Consider the following 20,907-nt stretch of genomic DNA (forward strand, 5'->3'; position numbering starts at 1 on the left):
CACCTCACATCGCTGACTGAGCTCAGCTTCGTCAACCGGACTAGAACAGTTAAGCCGATGCCGATACGGATCCCGTCATGGTCGTCCTTGCTTCCGTTCGTTCCATTCCGAGTCGCATAAGCAACTGGTGGTCCTTATCCTCGCTTGGATTGGTCGCGGTCAAAAGCGTGTCGCCGATGAAGATCGAATTGGCGCCGGCCATGAAGCAAAGCGCCTGCATTTCGTCGGTCATCGCTGTGCGTCCCGCCGACAAGCGGACGTCGGACATCGGCATCAGGATTCTCGCCAGCGCCACGGTGCGCACGAAGGAAATCGGATCGATCGGCGCGGCGTCGGCAAGCGGTGTGCCTTCAATCGGAATCAACATGTTGATTGGCACGCTCTCCGGATGCTCCGGAAGGTTGGCCAGCGTTCGCAGCATCTCGGCGCGATCGAGCGGCTGCTCGCCAAGACCGAGAATTCCGCCGCAGCAGACTTTCATGCCGGCGTCGTGGACATGCCGCAGCGTCTCTAGCCGATCGCCGAAGGTCCGGGTGTGAACGATGGAGTCGTAATGCCGTTCGGAAGTGTCGATGTTGTGGTTGTAATAATCCAGTCCGGCATCGGCCAGTTGCTTCGCTTGATCCGGCGTCAGCATGCCGAGCGTCATGCAAGTTTCCATGCCGAGCGCCTTGACACCTTTGACCATTTCGATCACGGGACCCATGTCACGGGCCTTCGGCGAGCGCCAGGCCGCGCCCATGCAGTATCGCGTCGCGCCAGCCGCCGCGGCCGCCCTGGCTTCCTCGATCACCCGCGCCGGGTCCATCAGCTTGGAGGCCTGCACCCCGGCATCGTGATGGGCGGACTGGCTGCAGTAGCCGCAATCCTCCGGGCAACCGCCGGTCTTGATATTCAACAGCCGGCTGAACTGTATCTTGTTAGGATCGAACACCATGCGATGAATCGTCTGCGCCCTGAACACCAGATCCATAAACGGAGAATCATAGATCGCAGCAGTCTCTTCGCTCAACCAGTCATGGCGGATCACGAACGACTTCGCCGCTCCCGGATCAACACCCTGCTCCGGCCGACAGTCGCCGTTCAAGATCGAGAAAGACTGCATCGCGTTCACTTGCTGTGTCATCGAAAACTCCCATCCGATAGCGACTAAATCCAGCCGACGCACTGCGAAGCTTGTGGCCGCGGCCGTCGATCTCGTTCCCGGCTAGGCCGGTCGCAAGACTTGAAAACTCGATGTCGCCGACGCGATCAGGTTGTCGGCGCCATCGTAGGCAGATGCGGTCATGGACCAGACCCGCGAGCCGCGATGAAGAACCTGCGCGACGCACCGCAACCGGCCATCTGAAATGGGGCGGTGATACTGGACGTTGAGCGCAATCGTCGCAGCCGCACTTTGCAAGTGATTGATCAGATGCCCCATCGCCACATCCAGAGCGGTGGCGATCACGCCGCCCTGCAACACTGCGCGAGGGTTGTGCATGTCCTCGCGCACCTCGAACGTCACGGTACAGGTGTCCTGGTCAAACGACACTCCAAAACCCAGAAACCGAGCCAGGAAGAACGTGCCAAATGTCTGCGAATGCGTGTCCAGCGCCCGTTCAAGCGCCTCGCGCGGAACATTCAGATCGCGCAACTTGCGCGGTCGAATGCTCTCGCGGTCGCTATCCCCAAGGTCAGACACGGCGCGTCTCTCCGACCCAGTAAGTGTCCCGCACAGCTCGACGCATGACTTTTCCAACCGCGCTACGTGGCAGGGTCGCTACGAAATCCACTGACTTCGGCGTCTTCACCGGGCCAAGGCGTTCCCGGCAGATCGCGATCAGGTCCTCGGCGAGAGCTGGTTCGCCGGGCTTGAGTTCGACAACCGCCTTGATGGCTTCGCCCCACTTCGCGTCCGGCACACCCACAACGGCACAATCCTGAACTGCCGGATGTGACTGAATCACCTGCTCGACCTCGAGCGGATAGACATTGAATCCGCCTGTGATGATAATTTCTTTCTTGCGATCGCAAATATAGAGGAATCCGTCCTCGTCTTCGTAGGCGAGATCGCCGGTGTGATGCCAGCCAAACTTGGACACTTCCGCGGTCGCCTCTGGATTCTTGTAGTAACCGCGCATGACGATATCGCCCTGAGCGACAATCTCGCCGACCTCACCTCTGGCGACGAATTCACCATCGTCGTTCATCAGTGCTACCCGCGTGAAGGGCGCCGGACGACCACAGCTCAAAAGGCGCTTTTCATCGATCTCTCCGTTGCTGTCGAGATGCTCCCCCGCGCTCAGGAACGTGATTCCTGCAGGCGCTTCATGCTGACCGTAAGCCTGTGTCATGACATGGCCGAACACACCAATCGCCTCGCCGAGTTTCGCCGCCGACATCGGCGCCGCCCCGTAGAGGAAATAGCGCAACGACGAATAGTCGAAATCATGAACGCGCGGATGCGACAGCAAGCCATAAATCGCGGTCGGCGGCAGATAGATCAGCGACACCCGATGTTTCTCGATCGACGACATCACCGCCAGCGCGTCGAATTTCGGCAGAATCACCATGGTTCCGCCAAGCGCAATATTGATAAAGGCGAACATCGCGGCAGCATGCGACAACGGCGCTGCAGCCAGATAGACCGACGAGCCGTCCGACTGCATCCGCGAGCGATAGTTCGCAATCATCGCCATGAAATTGCGGTTGGTGTTCATCACCGCCTTCGGCCGCCCGGTGGTTCCGCCGGTGCCACGCAGCATGCACATCCCATCGGGATCCAGCGGCAGCAGAACAGCTTCGTCGGACTGATGCGCCATCCACTCTTCCATGGCGGGACCACACTCACCCGCGCCATCGATACAGATAAAATGACGAATGGCCGGAATCTCCTCGCGCACACGGCGCGCTAGGGCCTCAAACTCCTTCTGATAGAACAGGACTTCGACATCGAAGAAGTCCAGAATATATAGATGATCCTCTTCAGCGTTTCCGACATTGATCGGAACCCACGTCCCGCGTGACTTCAGAATGCCGAGCAGCGCCACGAACGACAGCCAATGATTGCGGCTGATCACCGCGCATTTGGTTTCCCGCTGCACCCCGAATGTTGCCAGGCCATTGGCAACGCGGCACGCCAGGTCATCGACCTGCTTGTAGCTCCATGACTGATCCTGGAAAATCAGCGCGGCCTTGTCCGGAAACATATGAACATTCCGGTTGAAGAAATCGATCAGGTTCATTTTGAGCTCTCCATAGCTAGGCTGTTACAGCCGTTTCCCGCAGCAATTCGTTCTCGACCCACGTCGTTGTCACCTCGGCAGCGGCGAAACTGCGATGCGTGATGACCCGGCGCTGGAATGGGATGGTTGTCGTAATGCCCTCGACGTTGAATTCAGCGAGATACCGATCCATGCGCGCGATCGCCGCTTCTCGAGTCGGCGCATGGACGATCACTTTCGCGATCATCGAATCGTAGTACGGCGGCACGCGGTAACCCGCATAACAATGGGTATCGAGCCGCACGCCGGCCTGCTCCGGCGGCGACCATGCGGTGATTAGGCCGGGTATCGGCTGGAAGTCTCTCGCCGCATCCTCGGCATTGATCCGACATTCGATTGCAACGCCGTCGATCCTGACCTGATCCTGAGAGAACGAGAGTTTCTCGCCCGCTGCGATCAGTATCTGTTCGCGCACGATGTCGATGCCGGTGATCATTTCCGTCACCGGATGCTCAACCTGAACGCGCGTATTCATTTCCAGGAAATAAAAGTGATCGCTGTCGATGTCATAGACGAATTCGACCGTGCCGGCATTGGTATAGCCGGCGGCCCGGGTCAGCGCCAACGCCGCTTCGGCCATCGCCGTCCGGGTGGCTGGCGCCAGCACCACCGATGGCGCTTCCTCGATTAATTTCTGATGGCGGCGCTGCACCGTACAATCCCGCTCGAACAGATGACAGACATTGCCGTGGTGATCGGCCAGCACCTGAATTTCGATGTGGCGTGCCCTGCTGATGTATTTTTCAAGATAGAGCGCTCCGTCGCCGAACGCCGCCAAAGCTTCCGCCTGCGCGCTCTTGAATGCAGCCGTCGCCGCCCCCAACTCCCGCACGACCCGCATACCGCGACCGCCGCCGCCGGCAGTCGCCTTGATCAAACAAGGAAGGCCCACCTCATCGATCGCCTCGAGAAGCTCCTCCGGCGACGAGACTTTCTCTTTTCCCGGTACAATCGGCACGCCTGCGCGCTTGGCCATTGAAATGGCGGTTATCTTGTCGCCCATCTTTTCGATGGCGTCAGCGCTCGGGCCGATGAAAGCAATCCCCGCTTCCGCGCAGAGCCGTTGAAACGCCGCGCGTTCAGAGAGAAATCCATAGCCGGGATGAATGGCGTCGCACCCTGTGCCCTGTGCCGCGGCAATGAGCGCATTCATGTTCAGATAGCTCTCCTTGGCCGCAGCTGGACCGATGCAGATCGCCCGGTCGGCGAGACGCGCGCCAAGTGTGTCCCGATCAGCAGCAGACACGCCGATCACGGTTTCGATACCCAGACTTTTGCAAGCCCGGATAATACGAACCGCGATCTCGCCCCGGTTGGCAATGAAAACGCGACGGAAGCGACCTGCGGTCATCGGCTTACTCAGAGTGGCACTGTGAACGACAGAAACGAGCTCAACCAATCGGCTCGATGCGAATCAACGGCTGATCGAACTCGACCAGCACGGAGTTCTCGGCGAGGATCTCGACCACGCGCCCGTGGACGCCCGCGGTCACTGTGGAGAACAGTTTCATCACCTCGATAAGCCCGATGGTATCCTCGGGGCCGACGACATCGCCGACCTCGACGCACGCCGGCGCACCGGGTTCGAGGGCGCGGTAGAATGTGCCGAGCATCGGTGCCCTGATGTAGTGGCCATCAGCCATCAGATTCACCGGCGCCGCAGCGACTGGCGCCGCGGCCTTAGCGGCAGTATCGGCCGGGCGTGGCGCCGCCGCCGCGTTCGGTGCAATCGCCAGGCGTTGGGCAGGCTGCGACAATTCCGCGCCGTCTTGCCCGGTAATGCTGATCTTGAAATCACCGACTTCGATGGTCGCACTGCGGCACCGGTCGGCAGATTTGATGAGTGTCAGGATGTCAACGACATCACGGTAGGTCAGAGGATAATCCACGTTACATCTCCAGATATCACAAACGGGTGCCGTCGATCCGACTAGGCGTAGTCCATGGCGATGCGGAGCGGGCCGCGATTGCCCGCAAGCCCGCGCTTCTCGATCCGCAATGCTTTGATGGTTGTCTGCTTCGTGAGCTCTTCGACCAGAATCTTGAGCGGCGTCTTGATCGCGTTGCCGCCCATGAAGACGTTCTTGCTTTTCTCCATCGCCTCGACGGTCGGCCGGCCATAAAATAGGTGCAGCAACAGCTCCTCGTCAGACCTGAACGGCCCGTTCTGTTGCCTGAAACTGTCCAGGACGCGCTCTTCGTAAAAGTCCTTCAGAACGATGCGCTCGGCTGACTTTCCGTTAAGAATGCGATCCAGCACATTCGGATCGATCGGCGCGCCGGTGGACCCGTAATATCCGAGTGCGAACAGGCGAACCTCATTCGGGATCGTTTTGTAACGCTCCCCTTGAATGATATTGAGCGTCGCCTGCACGCCGACGAACTGCGAGAACGGCGTCACCATGATCGGATAGCCAAGTTCCGCGCGCACCCGGCCAGCTTCGTGCAGCACCTCGTCAAGGCGATGCATGAGCCCGGCTTCCCGCAACTGATTTCGGAAGTTCGAAATCATTCCGCCGGGAATCTGATGCTCGACAAAACGGTCATAGGTAACCGGATCGAAGGTCGCCAGTGGGAAGACCTGCTTGTTCTCCCGGTATGCCGCCCAATACATGTAATCGTCCAGCCGCCGCACGACGTCCATGTCGAGCGGAACAGGGATGCCCAGCTCGTTCGCAATGCGCACAATGTCGTGGGTCGCCGGCAGCGATTCGCCGTTCGCCAACGGCTCCGCCGCCGTGGTCACGGCCGACACGCCAGCTTTCAGCGCCGCGCGATAGGAGTCATGCGCCAGACCCATGGAGGCGTGCGCATAGAATTCGATCGGCAGCCGGTTCTCCGCTCCGCGGTTGATTGCTGCCAGCAACAATACAGTTCGCGGGCCGTCGAGAATGCCACTGGCATCGGCAACCACAATGCCGTCGACGCCGAGATCGAGATATTCGCGCGCCTTCTGCGCATAATGTTCGTCGGTGTGGATCGGGCTCTTCGAATAGGTGATCATGCCAGTGACTTGCAGACCGAGCTTCTTGCCGATACGGCAATGCGCGGCGATATTGCTGACGTCGTTCAGGCCATCGAACACCTTGACTGACTTTGCACCATTGCGCTGCAGGCAACGGAACAGCAATTCGACGACCTCGTCCGGATAGCGGTTCCAGCTGAACAGGTTGCGGCTCCGGATCAGAATGTCGATATCCGTGTCCGGCAGATAACTACGGACCAGACGCATCCGCTCCCAGGGATCGTCGCCGAGAAAGCGGACCGCGGTCTCGAACGAGGCGCCGGAGATCACCGTCGCCCGGTCGAACCCCGCTTTGTTGATGAGGGGGCTTGCCTCGAGCATGGTGCGCGTATCCATCCGCGTCGCCCATAGCGATTGCGGCCCGTCGCGCATCGTCTCATCGATGAATTTCAACATGCTCACACCTTCACCAGCAGGGCATCGGCCTGGCCGAATCCGCCGCAAATGGCCGCAATACCGTAACCGCCGCCTGCTTCACGGACCGCCCGCGCGACCGTCATGGAAATCCGCGCGCCGCTCGCGCCGGTTGGATGCCCAATAGCGACGGCGCCGCCATTGACGTTGGTCATCGCGCGCAGGCGCTTCAGCAGAGCGTCATCGCCATCTGCGAGAAATTTGCTCGACACCAGAGGCATGGCGGCAAATGCCTCGTTGATCTCGATGCGCTTGATATCCGACAGCTTGACGCCGGCCTTGTTCAGAAGCGCCGCGATAGCTCGCCCCGGCAGGACCGGCGATGAATCGAGCGCGCCGGCGAGCTGGACATGGCCGACGATTTCGCACAACGGTGTTATCCCGCGCTTGCGGGCTTCTTCCGCCGACATCAGCAGAGCGACCGCCGCGCCATCGTTCAGCCCCGGCGCATTGCCTGCGGTAATCGTCGGGCTTTGGTAGACGACCGGCAATTCGGCGAGCTTTTCGCGAAGCAGATTGCGTCGCGGTGCTTCGTCGGTCTCGAGATTTTGCTTGCGGCCTTGTGCTTCGGCGGTAACAGGCGCGATCTCGCCACTGAAGTAACCGCGATCCAGCGCGGCAAAGAAACGCTGATGGCTCTGAAAGGCCCAGTCATCCTGTTCTTCACGACCGACACCATGGGCAATGGCTACCTCTCCCGTGACTCGCGCAAGCGGCTCGCCGTTGATCGGGTTGCGGAACTGCAACGGATCTTCAACGGTGAAATCGCCCAAGCGCCGGCCCCAGCGCACACCGCGCTGGAGAAAGGGCGCATTGCTGCAACTCTCGATGCCGCCAGCCAGCACGATGTTCGCTTCAGCGATCCGGATGCGCATGTCCGCTAGGCCGATTGCCGTCATCGACGAGCAACAAGCGCGATCGACGGTGAGAGACGGCGTATCCGGCGGAAGCCCGCCTTTGATGTTGACCTGCCGCGCGGCAACCAGCGTATGGCTGCCGTGAATCGCGGTTCCGAAGTATGTCTCGTCGATCTCCTGCGGCTCGACCGCACTGCGACTGACCAGCGTCCGGACGACATGCGCGCCCAGATCGATCGCCGAATGGTCACGCAGCATGCCGCCGAGTTTTCCGATCGGGGTACGCGTCGCGTCCGCAATAATTGTCCCGCTCATCCTATCTTGCTCCGGTGAGTACGCTACTGTCGCCTGATCCCGCCGCGCCCCCGGTCTCATCGACGAACGGCACCGGATCGGGAGCGAGGACCGAGGACAAACCGCCGTCGGCCACCAGATTGGCTCCGGTGACATAGCTTGCCTGCTCCGACGCCAGAAACAGGATGACGTTGGCCAGTTCCTCCGGGCGCGCATAGCGCCGCAACGGGATCCGCCCGACCCACAAACGGTCAAGCCCGGCGGAGCGCATGTCCTGATTCATCGGCGTCGTTACAAATCCGGGCGAGACCGCATTGACCCGAATGCGATACGGCGCGAGGTCGGCTGCTAGTTGCTGCGTCAAGGCAATGACGCCGCCCTTGGCTGCGGCATAAGCGACGTTGACGCTGGCCGTGCCGCGCAGACCCGCCACCGATGCGATATTAACAATAGAACCACTTCCGGTTCGCTTCATCGCGGGTATCGCCGCACGTACCGTCAGGTGAATCGAAGCGAGATCGATGCCGACAATCCGATTCCACAGCACCGCGTCCGTTTCTTCCACCGTCCCGCGACCGACAATGCCGGCCGCGTTGCAGATAATATCGAGACGGCCATGCGCCGCCTCGACGCCATTTATGGCATCCCCGATCTGCTGTTCGCTGGTGACATCGGCAACGACGCCTCTGGCGTTATCGGTCCCCAGCGCCGCCAGTGCGTCGCGCAGCGCGGCTGCGTTCTGATCAACGAGCGAGACCCGCGCACCTTCCGCGAGCAGCCCTTCGGCAACCGCGAGCCCCATACCCGAAGCACCACCTGTTACCACGGCCACCTTGTCTGCAAATCTCTTCACGTCAGCCTCCTCAACCACTTGCGGCAACATCCGGCGGCGCGTCACACGCCGTGTCGATTCATCAAAGATATGTCAGCATCCGCGCGATAACGCGGCAGCCGTCATCGCCAGCGCAGCAAGCGCTTCTCAAGCCCCGTCATGGCCTTGGTCAGAATGACCCCGGCGATGCCCAGCACCAGAAGCACACCGAATACGCCATTGGTGTCGAAGGTGCCCGCGAGGTAGGTCAGGAGCTGCCCTAACCCGTGCTCTGATGCGATGATCTCGCCCGCGATCACGCCAAGCAGGGCATAGATCAGCCCCAGCTTGAGCCCCGAAAAAATCGTCGGGATCGCGTTCGGCAGCATCACCTTGAAGAACACCACCGCCTTCGACGCGCCGAGCGTTTCCGACAGGATGAGAAAGTCGCGATCGACGCTCCGCGCTCCGGCGACCGTGTTCGCCAGCACGATGAAAAACGTCAGGGAAAAGCCCAGCGCGATTTTCGAGGCCACGCCTAGGCCGAACCACAGAAGAAACAGCGGAGCGAGCGCGACACGGGGCAGCGAATTGAGCCCGGAGAACAGCGGCTCCAGAACTTTCTCAGCAATGGGATAGACCGCGAACAAGAGACCGAAGGCAATACCCGCGACACTGCCGAGGCCGAACGCGGCCAGCGTGGAGCCCAGAGTCCACGCCGTCTCTGTCGGAATCGTCCCGTCCATAATCGACGTTTCAAGGTAACGAACTATGCCGGAAGGACGCCCGATGAATAGAGGGTCGATGATCCTGTTGACCGACACCCACTCCCACAGCAACACCACAACGGTGAATCCAGCGATCTGGATCGACGGGATGACCCACCACTTTTCAGCCTTTGCCGAATACAGCGTGCTCATTGGCCTGATATCTCCGATTCCAAGCTCGCCTGCTCGACGGCGACTTCGAGACGTCCCCATATCTTGGCGTAGAGCTCGTGATAGAGCGGGTCGCGCTGAAGCGCGCGCACCGACCTCGGGCGCGGCAACGGAATCGTGACATCGTCAACGATGCGACCGGGCCGTGCGGACATGACAATCACGCGATCGGACAATGTCACGGCTTCCGACAAATCATGCGTGATGAACACGACGGTGCGCCGCTCTTCGTTCCACAGGTTCATCAGAATGTCTTCAAGCTGAAGCTTGGTTTGCGCATCGAGCGCGCCAAATGGCTCGTCCATCAGCAGAACCGGCGACTTCAGGGTGAAGGTGCGCGCCAGCGCCACACGCTGACGCATGCCGTGCGACAGCGCCTTCGGATAATTATCGGCAAATCGTTCAAGGCCGACACGCTTGAGAAATTCAAGCGCGCGCGCCCGGCCTTCGGATTCCTTCACGCCACGAAATTCGCTGCCCACCATCGCGTTCTGCAGCGCAGTGCGCCAGGGAAACAGGCTGTCTCTCGCCAGCATGTAAGCGACATCATGCCGACCCGCACGCGGCGGACGACCGGCCACTGTCATGACGCCAGTCTGCAGCGGCAGAAGTCCCGCCAGCAGATTTAAGATCGTCGTCTTGCCGCAGCCGCTTGGCCCGACAATCGAAACAAATTCACCAGCCCGCACCGACAGCGAGGCATCCGTGACGGCCTGCATTCCACCCGCGAAGGTGTGGGTAACGCCGGAAAATTCGATAGCTGACGCGCCTTGTTCCGTAAGACGCGCCGGCTCGAAGACGCGATGGGAAGCATTCATGGCCGTTTCCTCTCAGGACCGCGCCATCGCAGCATCCGAGTCGCCGGCTGCAACGTGCGTACTGTTCACAATGCCGTATTGCCGCTCCATGCTTCCGATCCACAGATCGCGGTCGGACGCTTTGCTCACAATCCGTTCGCGCACCGCTTCATGCGGCAGGATGAGGAACCGCCGCGCGGTAATCCCCTGAATCACAATCTTGGCGACCTGCTCGGGTGGAAGCACATCCCCTCCCGCGAGGACCCCCGCGGCAGCGGCGCCGTCTTCCGCCACCAGTCTTTCAAGCATCGACGTCTGTACACCCAGCGGACACAAAGCACTGACCACCAGCCCACGGCTTCGGTACTGGATGGCCAACCATTCCGCATACGCGACCGCCGCATGTTTGGTCGCCATATATGGCGCGTTGCGGTTGGCCAGCAGACCGGCCGCCGAGCAGGTAATCATCAGATGGCCGCCCCCCCGCGCGATCATCCTGGGTACGATCTCGCGCGCGACATAGACATTGGACATGACGTTCACTCGCCAGCTTCTCTCCCAATCGTGGTCGGAAGCCTCTTCGGTGGATGCCGTGAAAATGCCGGCGTTAGAACACATCAGGTCAACTGGCCCGAGAGCCTTCTCGGCACGGTCGATGAACGCGCTCACCTGCGCCGCATCGCCGACGTCGACTTTCGCCGCGAACGTTCGGACGCCAGTTTTCCCGAGTTCATCCGCCGTGCGCTCCGCTGCCGCCAAATCGAGATCACCGATCCCGATTGCGGCGGCGCCGGCGGTGGTCAGTTGCCTTGCAATGGCCGCGCCGATCCCGCCAGCACCACCGGTAATGAGGGCGACCGCTCCCTTGATCTGCATTACGTCCTCCCTTTGCGCAGCCGACATCCGTTGGACCGCGTCGATAGATTTCAAGCGCTCAACTTTCGTCGTTTGGTTCCGAGCGATTGGTGGCTTTGGTCAGGATGCAGATTTGTAAAGCAGCGTGTCGACGGCAAGAGGTTTGTCGATCACCTTGTTCTCGAGCAGGAAGTCATGCCACCCCTTGATCGATGACGGCACCAGCGAAGACGTGAAGTGCGGAATCGCATCACGCACCATCAGCTCATAGACCTTCTCGCGATTGGGGATGTTCTCGCCGAGCACAATATTTTTCTTCGTGATCGCCAACACCTCGTCGGCGTTCGTCGGGTCCTGAATCCAGGCCACCGCGTCGGCAAGCGCGCGCTCGAAGGCCTCGATGCGTTCAGGATACTTTTTGATGTATTGACGCTGCGCCTGCAGGAACACAGACGTGCTGTTGAGCGACTTGAAACTCGCTGGGCCTTCGCCCTTGCGCATATCCACCATCGACGAGCAGGTCTGGGCTGCTTCGCACAGCGCCGGGACCGGGTCCCAGCTCAATGCCGCATCGACCTGCTTGGCCACGATGGCCGCGTAGGCTGTCACCGGCCCGCCAACCGGAATGTACGACACGCTGTCGATCGGCATTCCCGCCTCTCTCAGCAGAGCCTTCACGAAGATTTCGGCCGAGCTGCCGCGCGTGGTCACGCCGACCTTGAGTCCCTTCAGGTCGGCCATGTTGCCGGGGTAACCCTCATTCTTGTGAGCGAGCGGAAGACCGGCCCGCGCCACCAGGATGTAGGGATTATTGTTCCAGTACCCCCCAAAGATCTGCAGATCGTTGCCCTTTGCAATCGCCTGCAACGTCGTATCGATTGTGCTGTTGACAATATCGACACTGCCCGCTGCCGATGCCGCCTGCGCGAGCGGCGCACTTGCGAGCGTAACCGCCTCGCACTTGATGCTGTATTTCTCGCAAAATCCCTTCTGGATCATCACCCAGTTGGGCAGATGAAGAATGATCTTTCCATACTCATGAAAGCGGACGACAGGCTTCTCCTGCGCGCGCGCCATCGCGCCTGCACTCAACAGACCTGCCGTTAGACAAAGTCCCAGCACGGTATTCGATCGTTTCATTGCGGCCTCCTCCTCACTGGCAATACTCTGACAATTTTGCTGGCCTTTTCGGCTCTTGCATTGCCGCTGTCGCGGCTATGTTAAACTCCACTCAGGACGGCGCGCGTCAGCGCCGCACTCTGCGCGATCAGACACATCAACGTTGCTCCGGCCGGCGGCTAGAGGGCTTTTCATCCACGATCCGCAGCACACCGCTCCTGCCGTCGATCTCCACCATCGCACCGGACGGGACGCTCAACGTGATGTCCTCGTCAAAGCCCGCGAGCATCGTGAGATTCGCGAAGGATGCGCCCTGCACAAGAATGGGATTGACGCTGTTGAACACGAAGGCGATCGGCGCGACGCTGCGCGAGACCATTTCATGCAGCATCCACGCGCTGGCAACGCCGCCCTTGGCGGTATCGAAGATCAGAATCTTGCCGACATAGGACTGGCCAACCAGGCGATGGGTCGGTCGCGAAAAAATGCCGGCGATCCGATCAAGATCGTAGCGCGCCGAAAAATTGTCCTGGGCGACGAGCGCCTCGCCGATCACAGTATCTCCCATCGCCTGTCGCGCCTGGAAGACCTTGGTGTGTGAGCGGCCAAGAATTTCTGCGGTCCCTTGCGTCATTTGAGCCTCCCTGTTTCGGCGGCTGCAACGCAACGCTCCATCGAAGCGAGATTGACCGAATATCCGTAGCCGCCGAGAATATTCACAAGCTTGGCGCTGTTGGTTGCCAGGCGCTTCCAGCCGTTGGCCTCGGCGATTTCCCGCGCATACGACTGATAGAAACACATGCCGGAGAGTACGTGTCCGCCAGCCGCCTCGATCGACTCCGTGAGACCGAAGCGATCGGCATCGGTCTTGACCTGGGGGCTGGTCACGGCGAGCAGCGGCCTAGTAAAGCGACGGCCATCGCACATGTTCGCGAGCTCCCGCATCTCGTAGAGACTCAACTGCGGTGCCGAGAACACGACAACATCGATCTCTTCATTGTTCTCGTAGAGCGCCTGCAGCGCGCGTATCTCGGCCTCGCCAACGCGATGGGCGACTTCAAGCCGATCGCCGCCGACATCCGAGAGCCGCTGCGCTTCGGGCGTGATGCCGACGATATGAAACAGCGCGATGGAACCGAAGCTCGCCATTGACGCGCCAAAATGCTTCAGCGCATCCGATCCGGGCACTTCCGTCAGTCCTTCGAGAACCGGCACGGACCAGTAGTTGCCGGCGAGCTTACCGACGACTGCGCCGAGCGCGCCCCAATCGTTCAGCGTCACAGGCGCCCATTCGACGCGAATCAGCAACGTCGCGCGACGGTGCTGATCCAGATGAAATCCGTAACGTGGTGTGCGACCGGTCAGCCCGGCAGCAATCGCTGACGGGCCGCCTTCGAAATTCGATTTTGCTCCGCAAACCGAGTTTGAATAGATCACCACACCGGTATCGCCGAATGCGAGATGTTCGCCGCGCACGGGCGCCTGAATGGTTTGATAGTTGATGCAGGTGTTCGTCATCGAGACGCCGAGTTTGACGAACGAATTGATCGCGCGCCGCTCCAGCGACAGCATCCAAGACGCCTGCCCGAGCGCGCTGGCCTTGGTGAAATCAGTGCCGCGCGGATCGGTGATCGTCGGAATGCACACCCGATGGCGACCGACCTGTTCAGCGGCCAACGTCTCAAGCCATTGCACGCCGGCCTCGCCGAGACTTTCGGTATCCGCCATAACATGCGCCTGACTGACGGGCACGAAATCATGCGCACCGAAGAAAGAGCCAACCTTGATCTGATGCTGAATAGCGATCTGCGGCACCGGACCGAACTCGCCTGCAAGCATCGCATTTTCTTCGGCATTCAGCTTCATCACAACCTCGATACCAGACGACTAAAAATCTCATTCCACGGGAGACACGGCGCGACGCAATAACGGCCGCTCGTCGAAGGTGACCGGTTGTACGCCTCGCGCTATGTCAAGCGCGCCAGTGACATGCAGGCTGAACTGATAGCGCTCTGCGACGATGTAGATCCGCATGGCCTCGCAGACGCTGCGATCCTGCGCGAACGATTGCCGATCCATCACAAGCATGGATTCCGATCGTTTCAGGTCGAACAATTTAGCCACCTCCGCAGGAGGCCGCTGACACCGGATTGTCACTTCGGCGTGCGCAACGCGAACGCCGAGATGCTCGCCCAAGATTTGATAGACGTTCATCTGCTCGACGCGGGCAGCGCTAATCTCTCCAGCCCGGCTCGGCAAATAGCCGATCACAAGCGCAAACGGTTGACCGTCAAGAGAGTAAAGACGCTTCAGACGGACCGGCAAATCAGCTTCGCTTGGTCGAGCGAGATCCTGCGCTCCGGCATCGGGCGAAAACTCAAGCAGTTGAAGTTGCGGATCGAGGCCCTGACTGCGCAACGCATCATAAAAGCCCTGCAAGGTATCAAGACGCTGCGAGACCACCTTCTCCGCAACAAAGGTGCCCTTGCCGCGCCGCGCCATCAGCTTACCCTGCTTCCGGAGCACTGCGATCGCCTGACGCACGGTGATCCGGCTGACACCATATCTGGCGATCAACTCCGCTTCGCTCTCAAGCTTGGTGCCCGCCGGCAACTCTCCGCTCTGGATCTGATTGCTGATACGGGTGGCCAGTTGCTCATAGAGAGGCTCGAGGCTTTGCCGAGACAACGTCCGCAACGAACCGGCCTTTTGCTTATCGACTTGCGGCATGACCCACCTAGCTTGCGATTCATCCTCAAGGAGAGCGGAACCACCACGCGCCTTGGATGACCTCGCCTTATAACATGATAAGACGTTATATAACGTTATATCCCTATGCAAGACATAAACTGCGAAATCCGGAAAAAATCCAAAACATTGGGCAACCGCGCCTGGCCGACAAGCCTGTGTGTACTGAAAACCTTATTCCCCGTTGATGAGGTGACGGAATCGCCTAAGCTGATGGGATGATTGGGCTACTACGTTTCTTTCTGGGGATTTTGGCCTCACCAAAGAACCGGCTTGAAGCTGAGAACGCAGTACATCGACATCAGTTGATCGTTTTGCAGCGCAAGATGCGCGATCGGCCACGGCTGACGAACAACGATCGTTGGTTTTTTATCCAGCTGTATCGCTGGCTTCCATCAATCTTGAAGGTTCTTACAATCATCCAGCCGAGACGCTGGTGCGTTGGCACAGGGCCGGCTTCGCTGCTACTGGCGTTGGAAGTCGCGCCCACTGGGAGGGCGACCGCAGATCGAAACGAACCTCCGTGTGTTGATCCAGCGGATGAGCGTGGAGAACCCACTTTGGGGAACTCCGCGCATCCACGGTGAGCTGCTTAAGCTCGGGTTTCAGGTCGCGCAGCCGAGTGTCGCCAAATACATGATCAAACGGTGCGGGCCGCCAAGCCAGGGATGGCGCACCTTTCTGCGTAATCACGCACCGGATGTTGCCGCTATGGACTTGTTCGTTGTCCCGACTATCGGTTTCGACCTGCTTTACGCCTTCATCATAGTGCGGCTGGATCGCAGAGAGCTGGTCTGGATCAGCGTCACAGCACATCCGACCGCGGAGTGGGTTGCGCGCCAGATCACCGAAGCATTCCCGTGGAATGAAGCCCCGCGCTACATGATCCGCGATCGGGATCGCATCTTTGGCACCATCGTCACACGCCGGTTGCGCGCGATGGGGATCCGGGACACGCCCACTGAACCAGCCTCACCCTGGCAGAACGGCTTCGCCGAACGGCTGATCGGATCGATCCGGCGTGAGTGTGTGGACCACATCATTGTCTTGGACGAGGCGCATCTGCGCCGGTTTATGAAATCCTATGCTGATTATTACAACAGCGTCAGAACGCACCGATCGTTGAAAAAGGATACGCCGATCTCTCGCCAAATTCAGCGGACCGGAACATCAAATCACACGCCATCCTTGGCGGACTTCATCATCACTACGTCCGGGTTTAGGTTTTCGGTACACACAGGGTCACCAAATGGTACAGATCCGATGGATCATGGACTGTCGATCAAGTTGCACGTGGCACGGCCGATCTTCTGATCGGTGGCTTGGGCAAGAATGCGGCTCTGCCCGCGGGCGTAACGCCCCTCCTCCGGTGATCCGCGACTGCGGGAATACTCCCCAACTGAAACCGTGGAGAGTGGCATCTCTATCTGGGCCAACGGTGACTTCTCTATCTGGCGTCTACACGTCGTGTTGCAACAAAGTTGAGATGTCACGATCTGTGCAAAGTTGAAATGTCACAAGGCAGCTTGTCAAGGGACGGGATACGGCGCCGCGCAGACCGTCGTATCGGAGCGGCGCCGTCTTCGTCGGGAGGATTTTGGGGCTGATTTGGCGGCCTCGGCGATCCGCTCAGCCCGGATCTTCATAAAGCCAGGCTTCTGGTTTGACCGCCTTGGGCCCTTGAGAAGTTGTTCATCGACAAGGCGGACTTGCCAAAGTCGGTGTGGAATTCGGTTATTGAGAAAACCATTCTCAACGTCGTTGAAGATAGCCCTACGTATTTCATTGAGCGCGAAATTGGCGTTCGAATCGAAGCGCAGTCACGCGCGATCCAAGAGAACGATTTGCGCGACATGCAGTCCTTCTGCGCGGTTATGGCCTACGCAGATATTGTGACCGCTGAAAATCTTTTTTCGAACCTCGCCCTTCAAGCAGGGCTACACAAGAAGTATGGGACGCAGATTGTGCCTAATCTGTTTGAGCTTCCGAAGGTGCTCGCGGCTTAACATCAACAATTTCACCACGGCGTGAGTAGCGCTTCCGACCAGGTTTAGGCGGCGGGATCGTCTCCTCAATCAAGTCATCGAAATCCCATTTTCCCCTCCCGGTCGCGGCGTATTCCTAACCTTTGCAAGTACGGCGCTTGGAGAACGAGGATTCGAACTCAACCAGTCTAGTTCGAACCCGGTCTCTCGATCCGCTTCGGCGAAGTCTGGAATGCTAAAAATCGCTCCGACTGATTCACCCACCGTGTAGTGGATTATTCTCTGGTCTCCAGAGCGAGTCTCCAGAAAACGGGAATTTTTCAATAGATAGCCGGAGACTTTCGGGAATTCGCGCCGCAAAAGTTCGACAATTGGTATCTTGGAGACTCATCGACGTCAAAGAAGCCCGCATTTGGCGGGCTTTTCTGGCATCTAAGAAGGATATTCTCTGAAAGCCGCACTGGTTGGCTGGGCGAATAGGATTCGAACCCAATATTCCGTCCCATTTCACATCAGAAATGACTGGCAATGAAGAGCAATTCGAGCATTGCTACATCTGTGAGCCGCCCATAGTGGCTCCCTGAGATTGCCCCGCCAGTGCGCGGGGTCGAGGTCGTGCGGCAGACATTGCCGCGGCAATCTCAGGAGATTTTCGTGAAAAAAACTAAACCCAAGAAGACCGCCGCGAAACGTGGCGCAACGCTGCTTCGAGCCACTGCTCCCCATTCCGCACAGCAACATAGAAAGCCGCTCGCTGGGCGGATCAGCCCAGCCTCGGTCGCGGCCAAGGCCTCGTCGATAAACGGAGAAACCAAACACGACAAAGTACTGGCGATGCTTCGCTCCAAACAAGGCGCGACAGTAGCGGCGATGATGAAGACAACCGGCTGGCAGCAGCACTCGGTGCGGGGCTTTCTTGCCGGTGTTGTGCGCAAGCGGTTGAAACTTGACCTCACCTCGGAGAAGCCGGGCAAAGACGCCTCTATCGCATCAAAGCTGCACGATCATCGACGACCAAAGATACCGTGACTAGCTCGATGGCCTAGCCATGGCGTGCACGCGCGGCTTGAGGCAGTCTTTGAGAAACTCGATTGAAAGCGAGATCGCGCAGTTGCGCGGTCTCGATCTGCGCGGATTGCAGGCCCGCTGGAAGATCAACTTCCGAAAGCCTGCCCTTTCCCATCTGCCAAAGCACCTGCTTTTTGGTGTCCTTGCTTATCGGCTGCAGGCTGACGCATTCGGCGATCTCGACGCGGCGACAAAAGCTGCGCTTGAACGAAGCGGCGGGACCAAATCCCGGAGCGTCGTTGCCTCACAGCTTGAAGCCCATGATCGGCGGCAGACCAAGGCAGAAGCCGGCACGGTCCTGATGCGGGAATGGAAGGGTCGTCAGCATCGCGTCATGGTGATGACTGATGGGATTGCCTGGAACGGGAAGACCTACAGGAGCCTTTCTGCGGTAGCCTTTGCCATGACCAGCACGCGTTGGAACGGCCCTAGGTTTTTCGGCCTGCGAGACGGCACTATCGGCAAGGAAGCAAGGACCGACCGATGAGCAGCCACCGTAAGACCATTCGGTGCGCGATCTATACGCGCGTGTCGACCGATGCCGGCCTGGATCAGGATTTCAACTCTCTCGATGCTCAGTTTGAAGGAGCATCTGCCTACATCAAAAGCCAGGCACATGCGGGATGGACGCAGCTTCGCAAGCGGTACGACGATGGAGGCTTCTCCGGGGGATCAACTGACCGGCCTGCCCTTCAACAACTCCTTGTTGATATTCAGGAAGGAAGGATCGACGTCATCGTCGTCTATAAGGTCGACCGCCTGACGAGATCATTGGCTGACTTCGCCAAGCTTGTTGAGCTTTTCGATAAGCACGGCGTCTCGTTTGTGTCGGTCACGCAGCAGTTCAATACTACGACATCCATGGGACGGCTGACACTCAATGTGTTGCTGTCCTTCGCCCAGTTCGAACGCGAGGTCACGTCGGAACGCATTCGAGATAAAATAGCAGCTTCAAAGCGCAAGGGACTTTGGGTCGGGGGCGTCGTTCCACTCGGCTACAGGGCCAAAAATCGCAAAATCACCATTGTCGAGAGTGAGGCCAAGACCGTTCGTCATATCTTCCGTCGGTATCTCGAACTTGGAAGCATCGGTACGCTCCTTGAGGATCTACGAAAGAGCGGCATCACCACGAAGCGCCGACCTCTATCGACCGGCAAGATCATCGGAGGCATCCCCTTCGGCAGGGGACCGGTTGCTCATCTTCTCCGCAACCGCTTCTATATCGGCGAGGTCAAATACAAGGACGAGGTCCTGCAAGGCGAGCAGAAGCCAGTCCTTGAGCGCAAGCTGTTTGACGCCGTCCAAGCCAAACTCGACCAGCAACGCCAAGCGACCGCCACAGCTAGAAATAACTCCGAGGCCCTGCTCATGGGCCGCATCTTCGATGACCGCGGCAACCGGATGACACCGACCTCGAAGCTCAAAAAAGGTGTTCGCTATCGCTACTACATCTCGGGCAACCTCCTACGGGGTCAGTCCCGAAATACTGGCAGTGTCCCGCGGGTACCAGCGCCGCTAATTGAAAAGCTGGTATTCGATGCTGTTCAGAAGCACCTGAAGCAGACAAACTTTAGTTCCGCATCAGACATCCGCGGTCACATTGAACGTGTCGAAGTTGGCCTGAGCACGTTGAAAGTTCAGCTTTCGACCAAGGCCCAGCTAGAAGCCAAGGGCAAATCGCGTAATGCTCAACCCTCCGTCCTCACCGTTCCGTGGTCCAAACCGCCCTCCAAAGTCGCCAGAGAAATTATCCCGCCAGCAAAATCATCACAGCGCATGGATAAACGACCGATCCGGTCCGAAACGCGAGCAAAGCTCGTCCAGGCGATCGCTCAAGGCCGACTTTGGGTCGACAAACTCATCTCAGGCAGCGTCACATCTACTCAACAAATCGCGTCGCGTGAGAAATGCACCCTGCGGCAAGTCAACTTGACAATCTCCCTCGCGTTTCTATCGCCAACCCTCGTCCAAGCTGCTGTGAACGGACATCTTCCGAGAGGAGTTGGAATCTCAACCATTCGCGATTTGCCCGAGCTCTGGGCAGCCCAACACCGAAGCCTTGGCCTACAGGCCTGATTAGCTAGCTGGGGAACAGGATTTTCCAGCCACAGAGACAAACCGCCAAAATCAACCGTATGCTGGTCTCTGAGACCGATTGAGCGACAGGTAGTTTCAGAAAGCCCGCCAACAGCGGGCTTTTCTCGTCGCTCTCGCGATATCACGGATATCGAAGGACTGTGTGGTGGGCCCGGCAGGACTCGAACCTGCAACCAGACCGTTATGAGCGGTCGGCTCTAACCATTGAGCTACAGGCCCCGCCGGCCCCCGCAACGGGGCAAATAACGGTGCAATCATCCCCATACAATGACCGACGCCTCTGGGCAATCGCGTGCGCCGATCATCTGGAACATATCCCGGGCTGTGGCGTCGTTCGCCTGTGTTTCGAGGGATATTCCAGCCAGTCGCCTGCCCCGCAGCAAAAGAAGTCTTGAGGACCAACAGGAGATACATGTGTTTCGCTGGGCTGTCCTGTTTCTCGTTCTGTCGCTGATCGCAGGAGGCCTCGGCCTTGCCAACATTTCGGAATTCACCAAACGGATCTCGATGATCCTGTTCGGCCTGTTTTTTCTTGGATTTCTCGCGCTTCTCGGATTCTGCTATTTCGTCAGCTCGGCCGTCAGCAGCTCAGGGTTGGCGTCGGCGTTCGTGGCCATCAGCGGATAGTACCGA

General features: G+C 59.0%; 21 protein-coding genes and 1 tRNA gene. 6 read left to right on the forward strand and 16 right to left on the reverse strand.

Translation table 11 applies throughout. The features are described from left to right. Window positions 1-49 precede the first annotated feature (49 nt). From bioB to AC07UB_RS17195, 15 genes are all read right to left on the reverse strand, one after another. The gene (gene bioB, locus AC07UB_RS17125; RefSeq protein WP_492792683.1) at window positions 50-1,105 is read right to left on the reverse strand and encodes a biotin synthase BioB; all 1,056 of its coding nucleotides are present in this window, start codon (window positions 1,103-1,105) and stop codon (window positions 50-52) included. Between the two features lie 102 nt (window positions 1,106-1,207). Further along, entirely contained in the window at window positions 1,208-1,684 is a 477-nt protein-coding gene (locus tag AC07UB_RS17130) for a PaaI family thioesterase (RefSeq protein ID WP_492790660.1), read from the reverse strand. Next, window positions 1,677-3,227 carry a class I adenylate-forming enzyme family protein gene (locus AC07UB_RS17135; RefSeq protein WP_492790661.1) on the reverse strand — a complete coding sequence of 517 codons (1,551 nt, stop codon included), beginning with the start codon at window positions 3,225-3,227 and terminating at the stop codon, window positions 1,677-1,679. The genes AC07UB_RS17130 and AC07UB_RS17135 overlap by 8 nt, the downstream gene beginning before the upstream one ends. 16 nt (window positions 3,228-3,243) lie before the next feature. Further along, window positions 3,244-4,617, reverse strand: coding sequence for an acetyl-CoA carboxylase biotin carboxylase subunit (gene accC / locus AC07UB_RS17140; protein WP_492790662.1), 1,374 nt, complete (start codon window positions 4,615-4,617; stop codon window positions 3,244-3,246). 40 nt (window positions 4,618-4,657) lie between these two features. Then, complete coding sequence (locus tag AC07UB_RS17145; protein ID WP_492790663.1) at window positions 4,658-5,155, reverse strand: acetyl-CoA carboxylase biotin carboxyl carrier protein; 498 nt, start codon at window positions 5,153-5,155, stop codon at window positions 4,658-4,660. A gap of 41 nt (window positions 5,156-5,196) precedes the next feature. After that, window positions 5,197-6,687 (reverse strand): hypothetical protein, encoded by a 1,491-nt coding sequence (locus AC07UB_RS17150; RefSeq protein WP_492790664.1) that lies wholly within the window; start codon window positions 6,685-6,687, stop codon window positions 5,197-5,199. A gap of 2 nt (window positions 6,688-6,689) precedes the next feature. Then, window positions 6,690-7,877: a thiolase family protein gene (locus AC07UB_RS17155; protein ID WP_492790665.1), complete on the reverse strand. Its 1,188-nt coding sequence runs from the start codon at window positions 7,875-7,877 to the stop codon at window positions 6,690-6,692. 1 nt (window position 7,878) lies between these two features. Beyond that, window positions 7,879-8,709 (reverse strand): SDR family NAD(P)-dependent oxidoreductase, encoded by an 831-nt coding sequence (locus AC07UB_RS17160; RefSeq protein ID WP_492790666.1) that lies wholly within the window; start codon window positions 8,707-8,709, stop codon window positions 7,879-7,881. A gap of 101 nt (window positions 8,710-8,810) precedes the next feature. After that, window positions 8,811-9,587, reverse strand: a complete 777-nt coding sequence (locus AC07UB_RS17165) for an ABC transporter permease (protein WP_492790667.1) — start codon at window positions 9,585-9,587, stop codon at window positions 8,811-8,813. Beyond that, a complete protein-coding gene (locus AC07UB_RS17170) occupies window positions 9,584-10,423 on the reverse strand; it encodes an ABC transporter ATP-binding protein (protein WP_492790668.1) in 840 nt (279 codons plus the stop codon). The genes AC07UB_RS17165 and AC07UB_RS17170 overlap by 4 nt, the downstream gene beginning before the upstream one ends. A gap of 12 nt (window positions 10,424-10,435) precedes the next feature. Beyond that, entirely contained in the window at window positions 10,436-11,278 is an 843-nt protein-coding gene (locus AC07UB_RS17175; protein ID WP_494654369.1) for an SDR family oxidoreductase, read from the reverse strand. Between the two features lie 99 nt (window positions 11,279-11,377). Then, a complete protein-coding gene (locus AC07UB_RS17180; protein ID WP_492790671.1) occupies window positions 11,378-12,397 on the reverse strand; it encodes an ABC transporter substrate-binding protein in 1,020 nt (339 codons plus the stop codon). A 136-nt stretch (window positions 12,398-12,533) separates the two neighbouring features. Beyond that, entirely contained in the window at window positions 12,534-13,010 is a 477-nt protein-coding gene (locus AC07UB_RS17185; protein ID WP_492790672.1) for an aconitase X swivel domain-containing protein, read from the reverse strand. Then, window positions 13,007-14,242 carry an aconitase X gene (locus AC07UB_RS17190; protein WP_492790673.1) on the reverse strand — a complete coding sequence of 412 codons (1,236 nt, stop codon included), beginning with the start codon at window positions 14,240-14,242 and terminating at the stop codon, window positions 13,007-13,009. The genes AC07UB_RS17185 and AC07UB_RS17190 overlap by 4 nt, the downstream gene beginning before the upstream one ends. 30 nt (window positions 14,243-14,272) lie before the next feature. After that, a complete protein-coding gene (locus AC07UB_RS17195; protein ID WP_494655279.1) occupies window positions 14,273-15,106 on the reverse strand; it encodes a GntR family transcriptional regulator in 834 nt (277 codons plus the stop codon). A 558-nt stretch (window positions 15,107-15,664) separates the two neighbouring features. On the opposite strand from AC07UB_RS17195, the gene AC07UB_RS17200 reads away from it, so the two are divergent. From AC07UB_RS17200 to AC07UB_RS17220, 5 genes are all read left to right on the forward strand, one after another. Then, window positions 15,665-16,438, forward strand: coding sequence for an integrase core domain-containing protein (locus AC07UB_RS17200; protein ID WP_494654365.1), 774 nt, complete (start codon window positions 15,665-15,667; stop codon window positions 16,436-16,438). 374 nt (window positions 16,439-16,812) lie between these two features. Then, the gene (locus AC07UB_RS17205) at window positions 16,813-17,130 is read left to right on the forward strand and encodes a hypothetical protein (protein WP_494654364.1); all 318 of its coding nucleotides are present in this window, start codon (window positions 16,813-16,815) and stop codon (window positions 17,128-17,130) included. Between the two features lie 633 nt (window positions 17,131-17,763). After that, entirely contained in the window at window positions 17,764-18,138 is a 375-nt protein-coding gene (locus AC07UB_RS17210) for a DUF3489 domain-containing protein (RefSeq protein ID WP_494654362.1), read from the forward strand. Window positions 18,139-18,157: 19 nt separating this feature from the next. Further along, window positions 18,158-18,664, forward strand: coding sequence for a DUF2924 domain-containing protein (locus tag AC07UB_RS17215; protein ID WP_494654360.1), 507 nt, complete (start codon window positions 18,158-18,160; stop codon window positions 18,662-18,664). Beyond that, window positions 18,661-20,253 (forward strand): recombinase family protein, encoded by a 1,593-nt coding sequence (locus AC07UB_RS17220; protein WP_492790679.1) that lies wholly within the window; start codon window positions 18,661-18,663, stop codon window positions 20,251-20,253. The genes AC07UB_RS17215 and AC07UB_RS17220 overlap by 4 nt, the downstream gene beginning before the upstream one ends. A 164-nt stretch (window positions 20,254-20,417) precedes the next feature. Here the strand turns inward: AC07UB_RS17220 and AC07UB_RS17225 are convergent. Then, a tRNA-Ile gene (locus AC07UB_RS17225) sits at window positions 20,418-20,493 on the reverse strand. A gap of 195 nt (window positions 20,494-20,688) precedes the next feature. On the opposite strand from AC07UB_RS17225, the gene AC07UB_RS17230 reads away from it, so the two are divergent. Beyond that, the gene (locus AC07UB_RS17230; RefSeq protein ID WP_492790680.1) at window positions 20,689-20,901 is read left to right on the forward strand and encodes a DUF1328 domain-containing protein; all 213 of its coding nucleotides are present in this window, start codon (window positions 20,689-20,691) and stop codon (window positions 20,899-20,901) included. Window positions 20,902-20,907: the final 6 nt, after the last annotated feature.

The sequence above is a fragment of the Afipia sp. GW821-FHT04G03 genome (genome assembly GCF_059419985.1).

Bases quoted from the DNA above. Each gene is read 5' to 3' on its own strand.
- bioB (WP_492792683.1), bottom strand. From the start codon at position 1,105: ATGCAGTCTTTCTCGATCTTGAACGGCGACTGTCGGCCGGAGCAGGGT.
- AC07UB_RS17135 (WP_492790661.1), bottom strand. From the start codon at position 3,227: ATGAACCTGATCGATTTCTTCAACCGGAATGTTCATATGTTTCCGGAC.
- accC (WP_492790662.1), bottom strand. From the start codon at position 4,617: ATGACCGCAGGTCGCTTCCGTCGCGTTTTCATTGCCAACCGGGGCGAG.
- AC07UB_RS17150 (WP_492790664.1), bottom strand. From the start codon at position 6,687: ATGTTGAAATTCATCGATGAGACGATGCGCGACGGGCCGCAATCGCTA.
- AC07UB_RS17155 (WP_492790665.1), bottom strand. From the start codon at position 7,877: ATGAGCGGGACAATTATTGCGGACGCGACGCGTACCCCGATCGGAAAA.
- AC07UB_RS17165 (WP_492790667.1), bottom strand. From the start codon at position 9,587: ATGAGCACGCTGTATTCGGCAAAGGCTGAAAAGTGGTGGGTCATCCCG.
- AC07UB_RS17170 (WP_492790668.1), bottom strand. From the start codon at position 10,423: ATGAATGCTTCCCATCGCGTCTTCGAGCCGGCGCGTCTTACGGAACAA.
- AC07UB_RS17175 (WP_494654369.1), bottom strand. From the start codon at position 11,278: ATGCAGATCAAGGGAGCGGTCGCCCTCATTACCGGTGGTGCTGGCGGG.
- AC07UB_RS17180 (WP_492790671.1), bottom strand. From the start codon at position 12,397: ATGAAACGATCGAATACCGTGCTGGGACTTTGTCTAACGGCAGGTCTG.
- AC07UB_RS17185 (WP_492790672.1), bottom strand. From the start codon at position 13,010: ATGACGCAAGGGACCGCAGAAATTCTTGGCCGCTCACACACCAAGGTC.
- AC07UB_RS17190 (WP_492790673.1), bottom strand. From the start codon at position 14,242: ATGAAGCTGAATGCCGAAGAAAATGCGATGCTTGCAGGCGAGTTCGGT.
- AC07UB_RS17195 (WP_494655279.1), bottom strand. From the start codon at position 15,106: ATGCCGCAAGTCGATAAGCAAAAGGCCGGTTCGTTGCGGACGTTGTCT.
- AC07UB_RS17200 (WP_494654365.1), top strand. From the start codon at position 15,665: ATGAGCGTGGAGAACCCACTTTGGGGAACTCCGCGCATCCACGGTGAG.
- AC07UB_RS17215 (WP_494654360.1), top strand. From the start codon at position 18,158: ATGGCGTGCACGCGCGGCTTGAGGCAGTCTTTGAGAAACTCGATTGAA.
- AC07UB_RS17220 (WP_492790679.1), top strand. From the start codon at position 18,661: ATGAGCAGCCACCGTAAGACCATTCGGTGCGCGATCTATACGCGCGTG.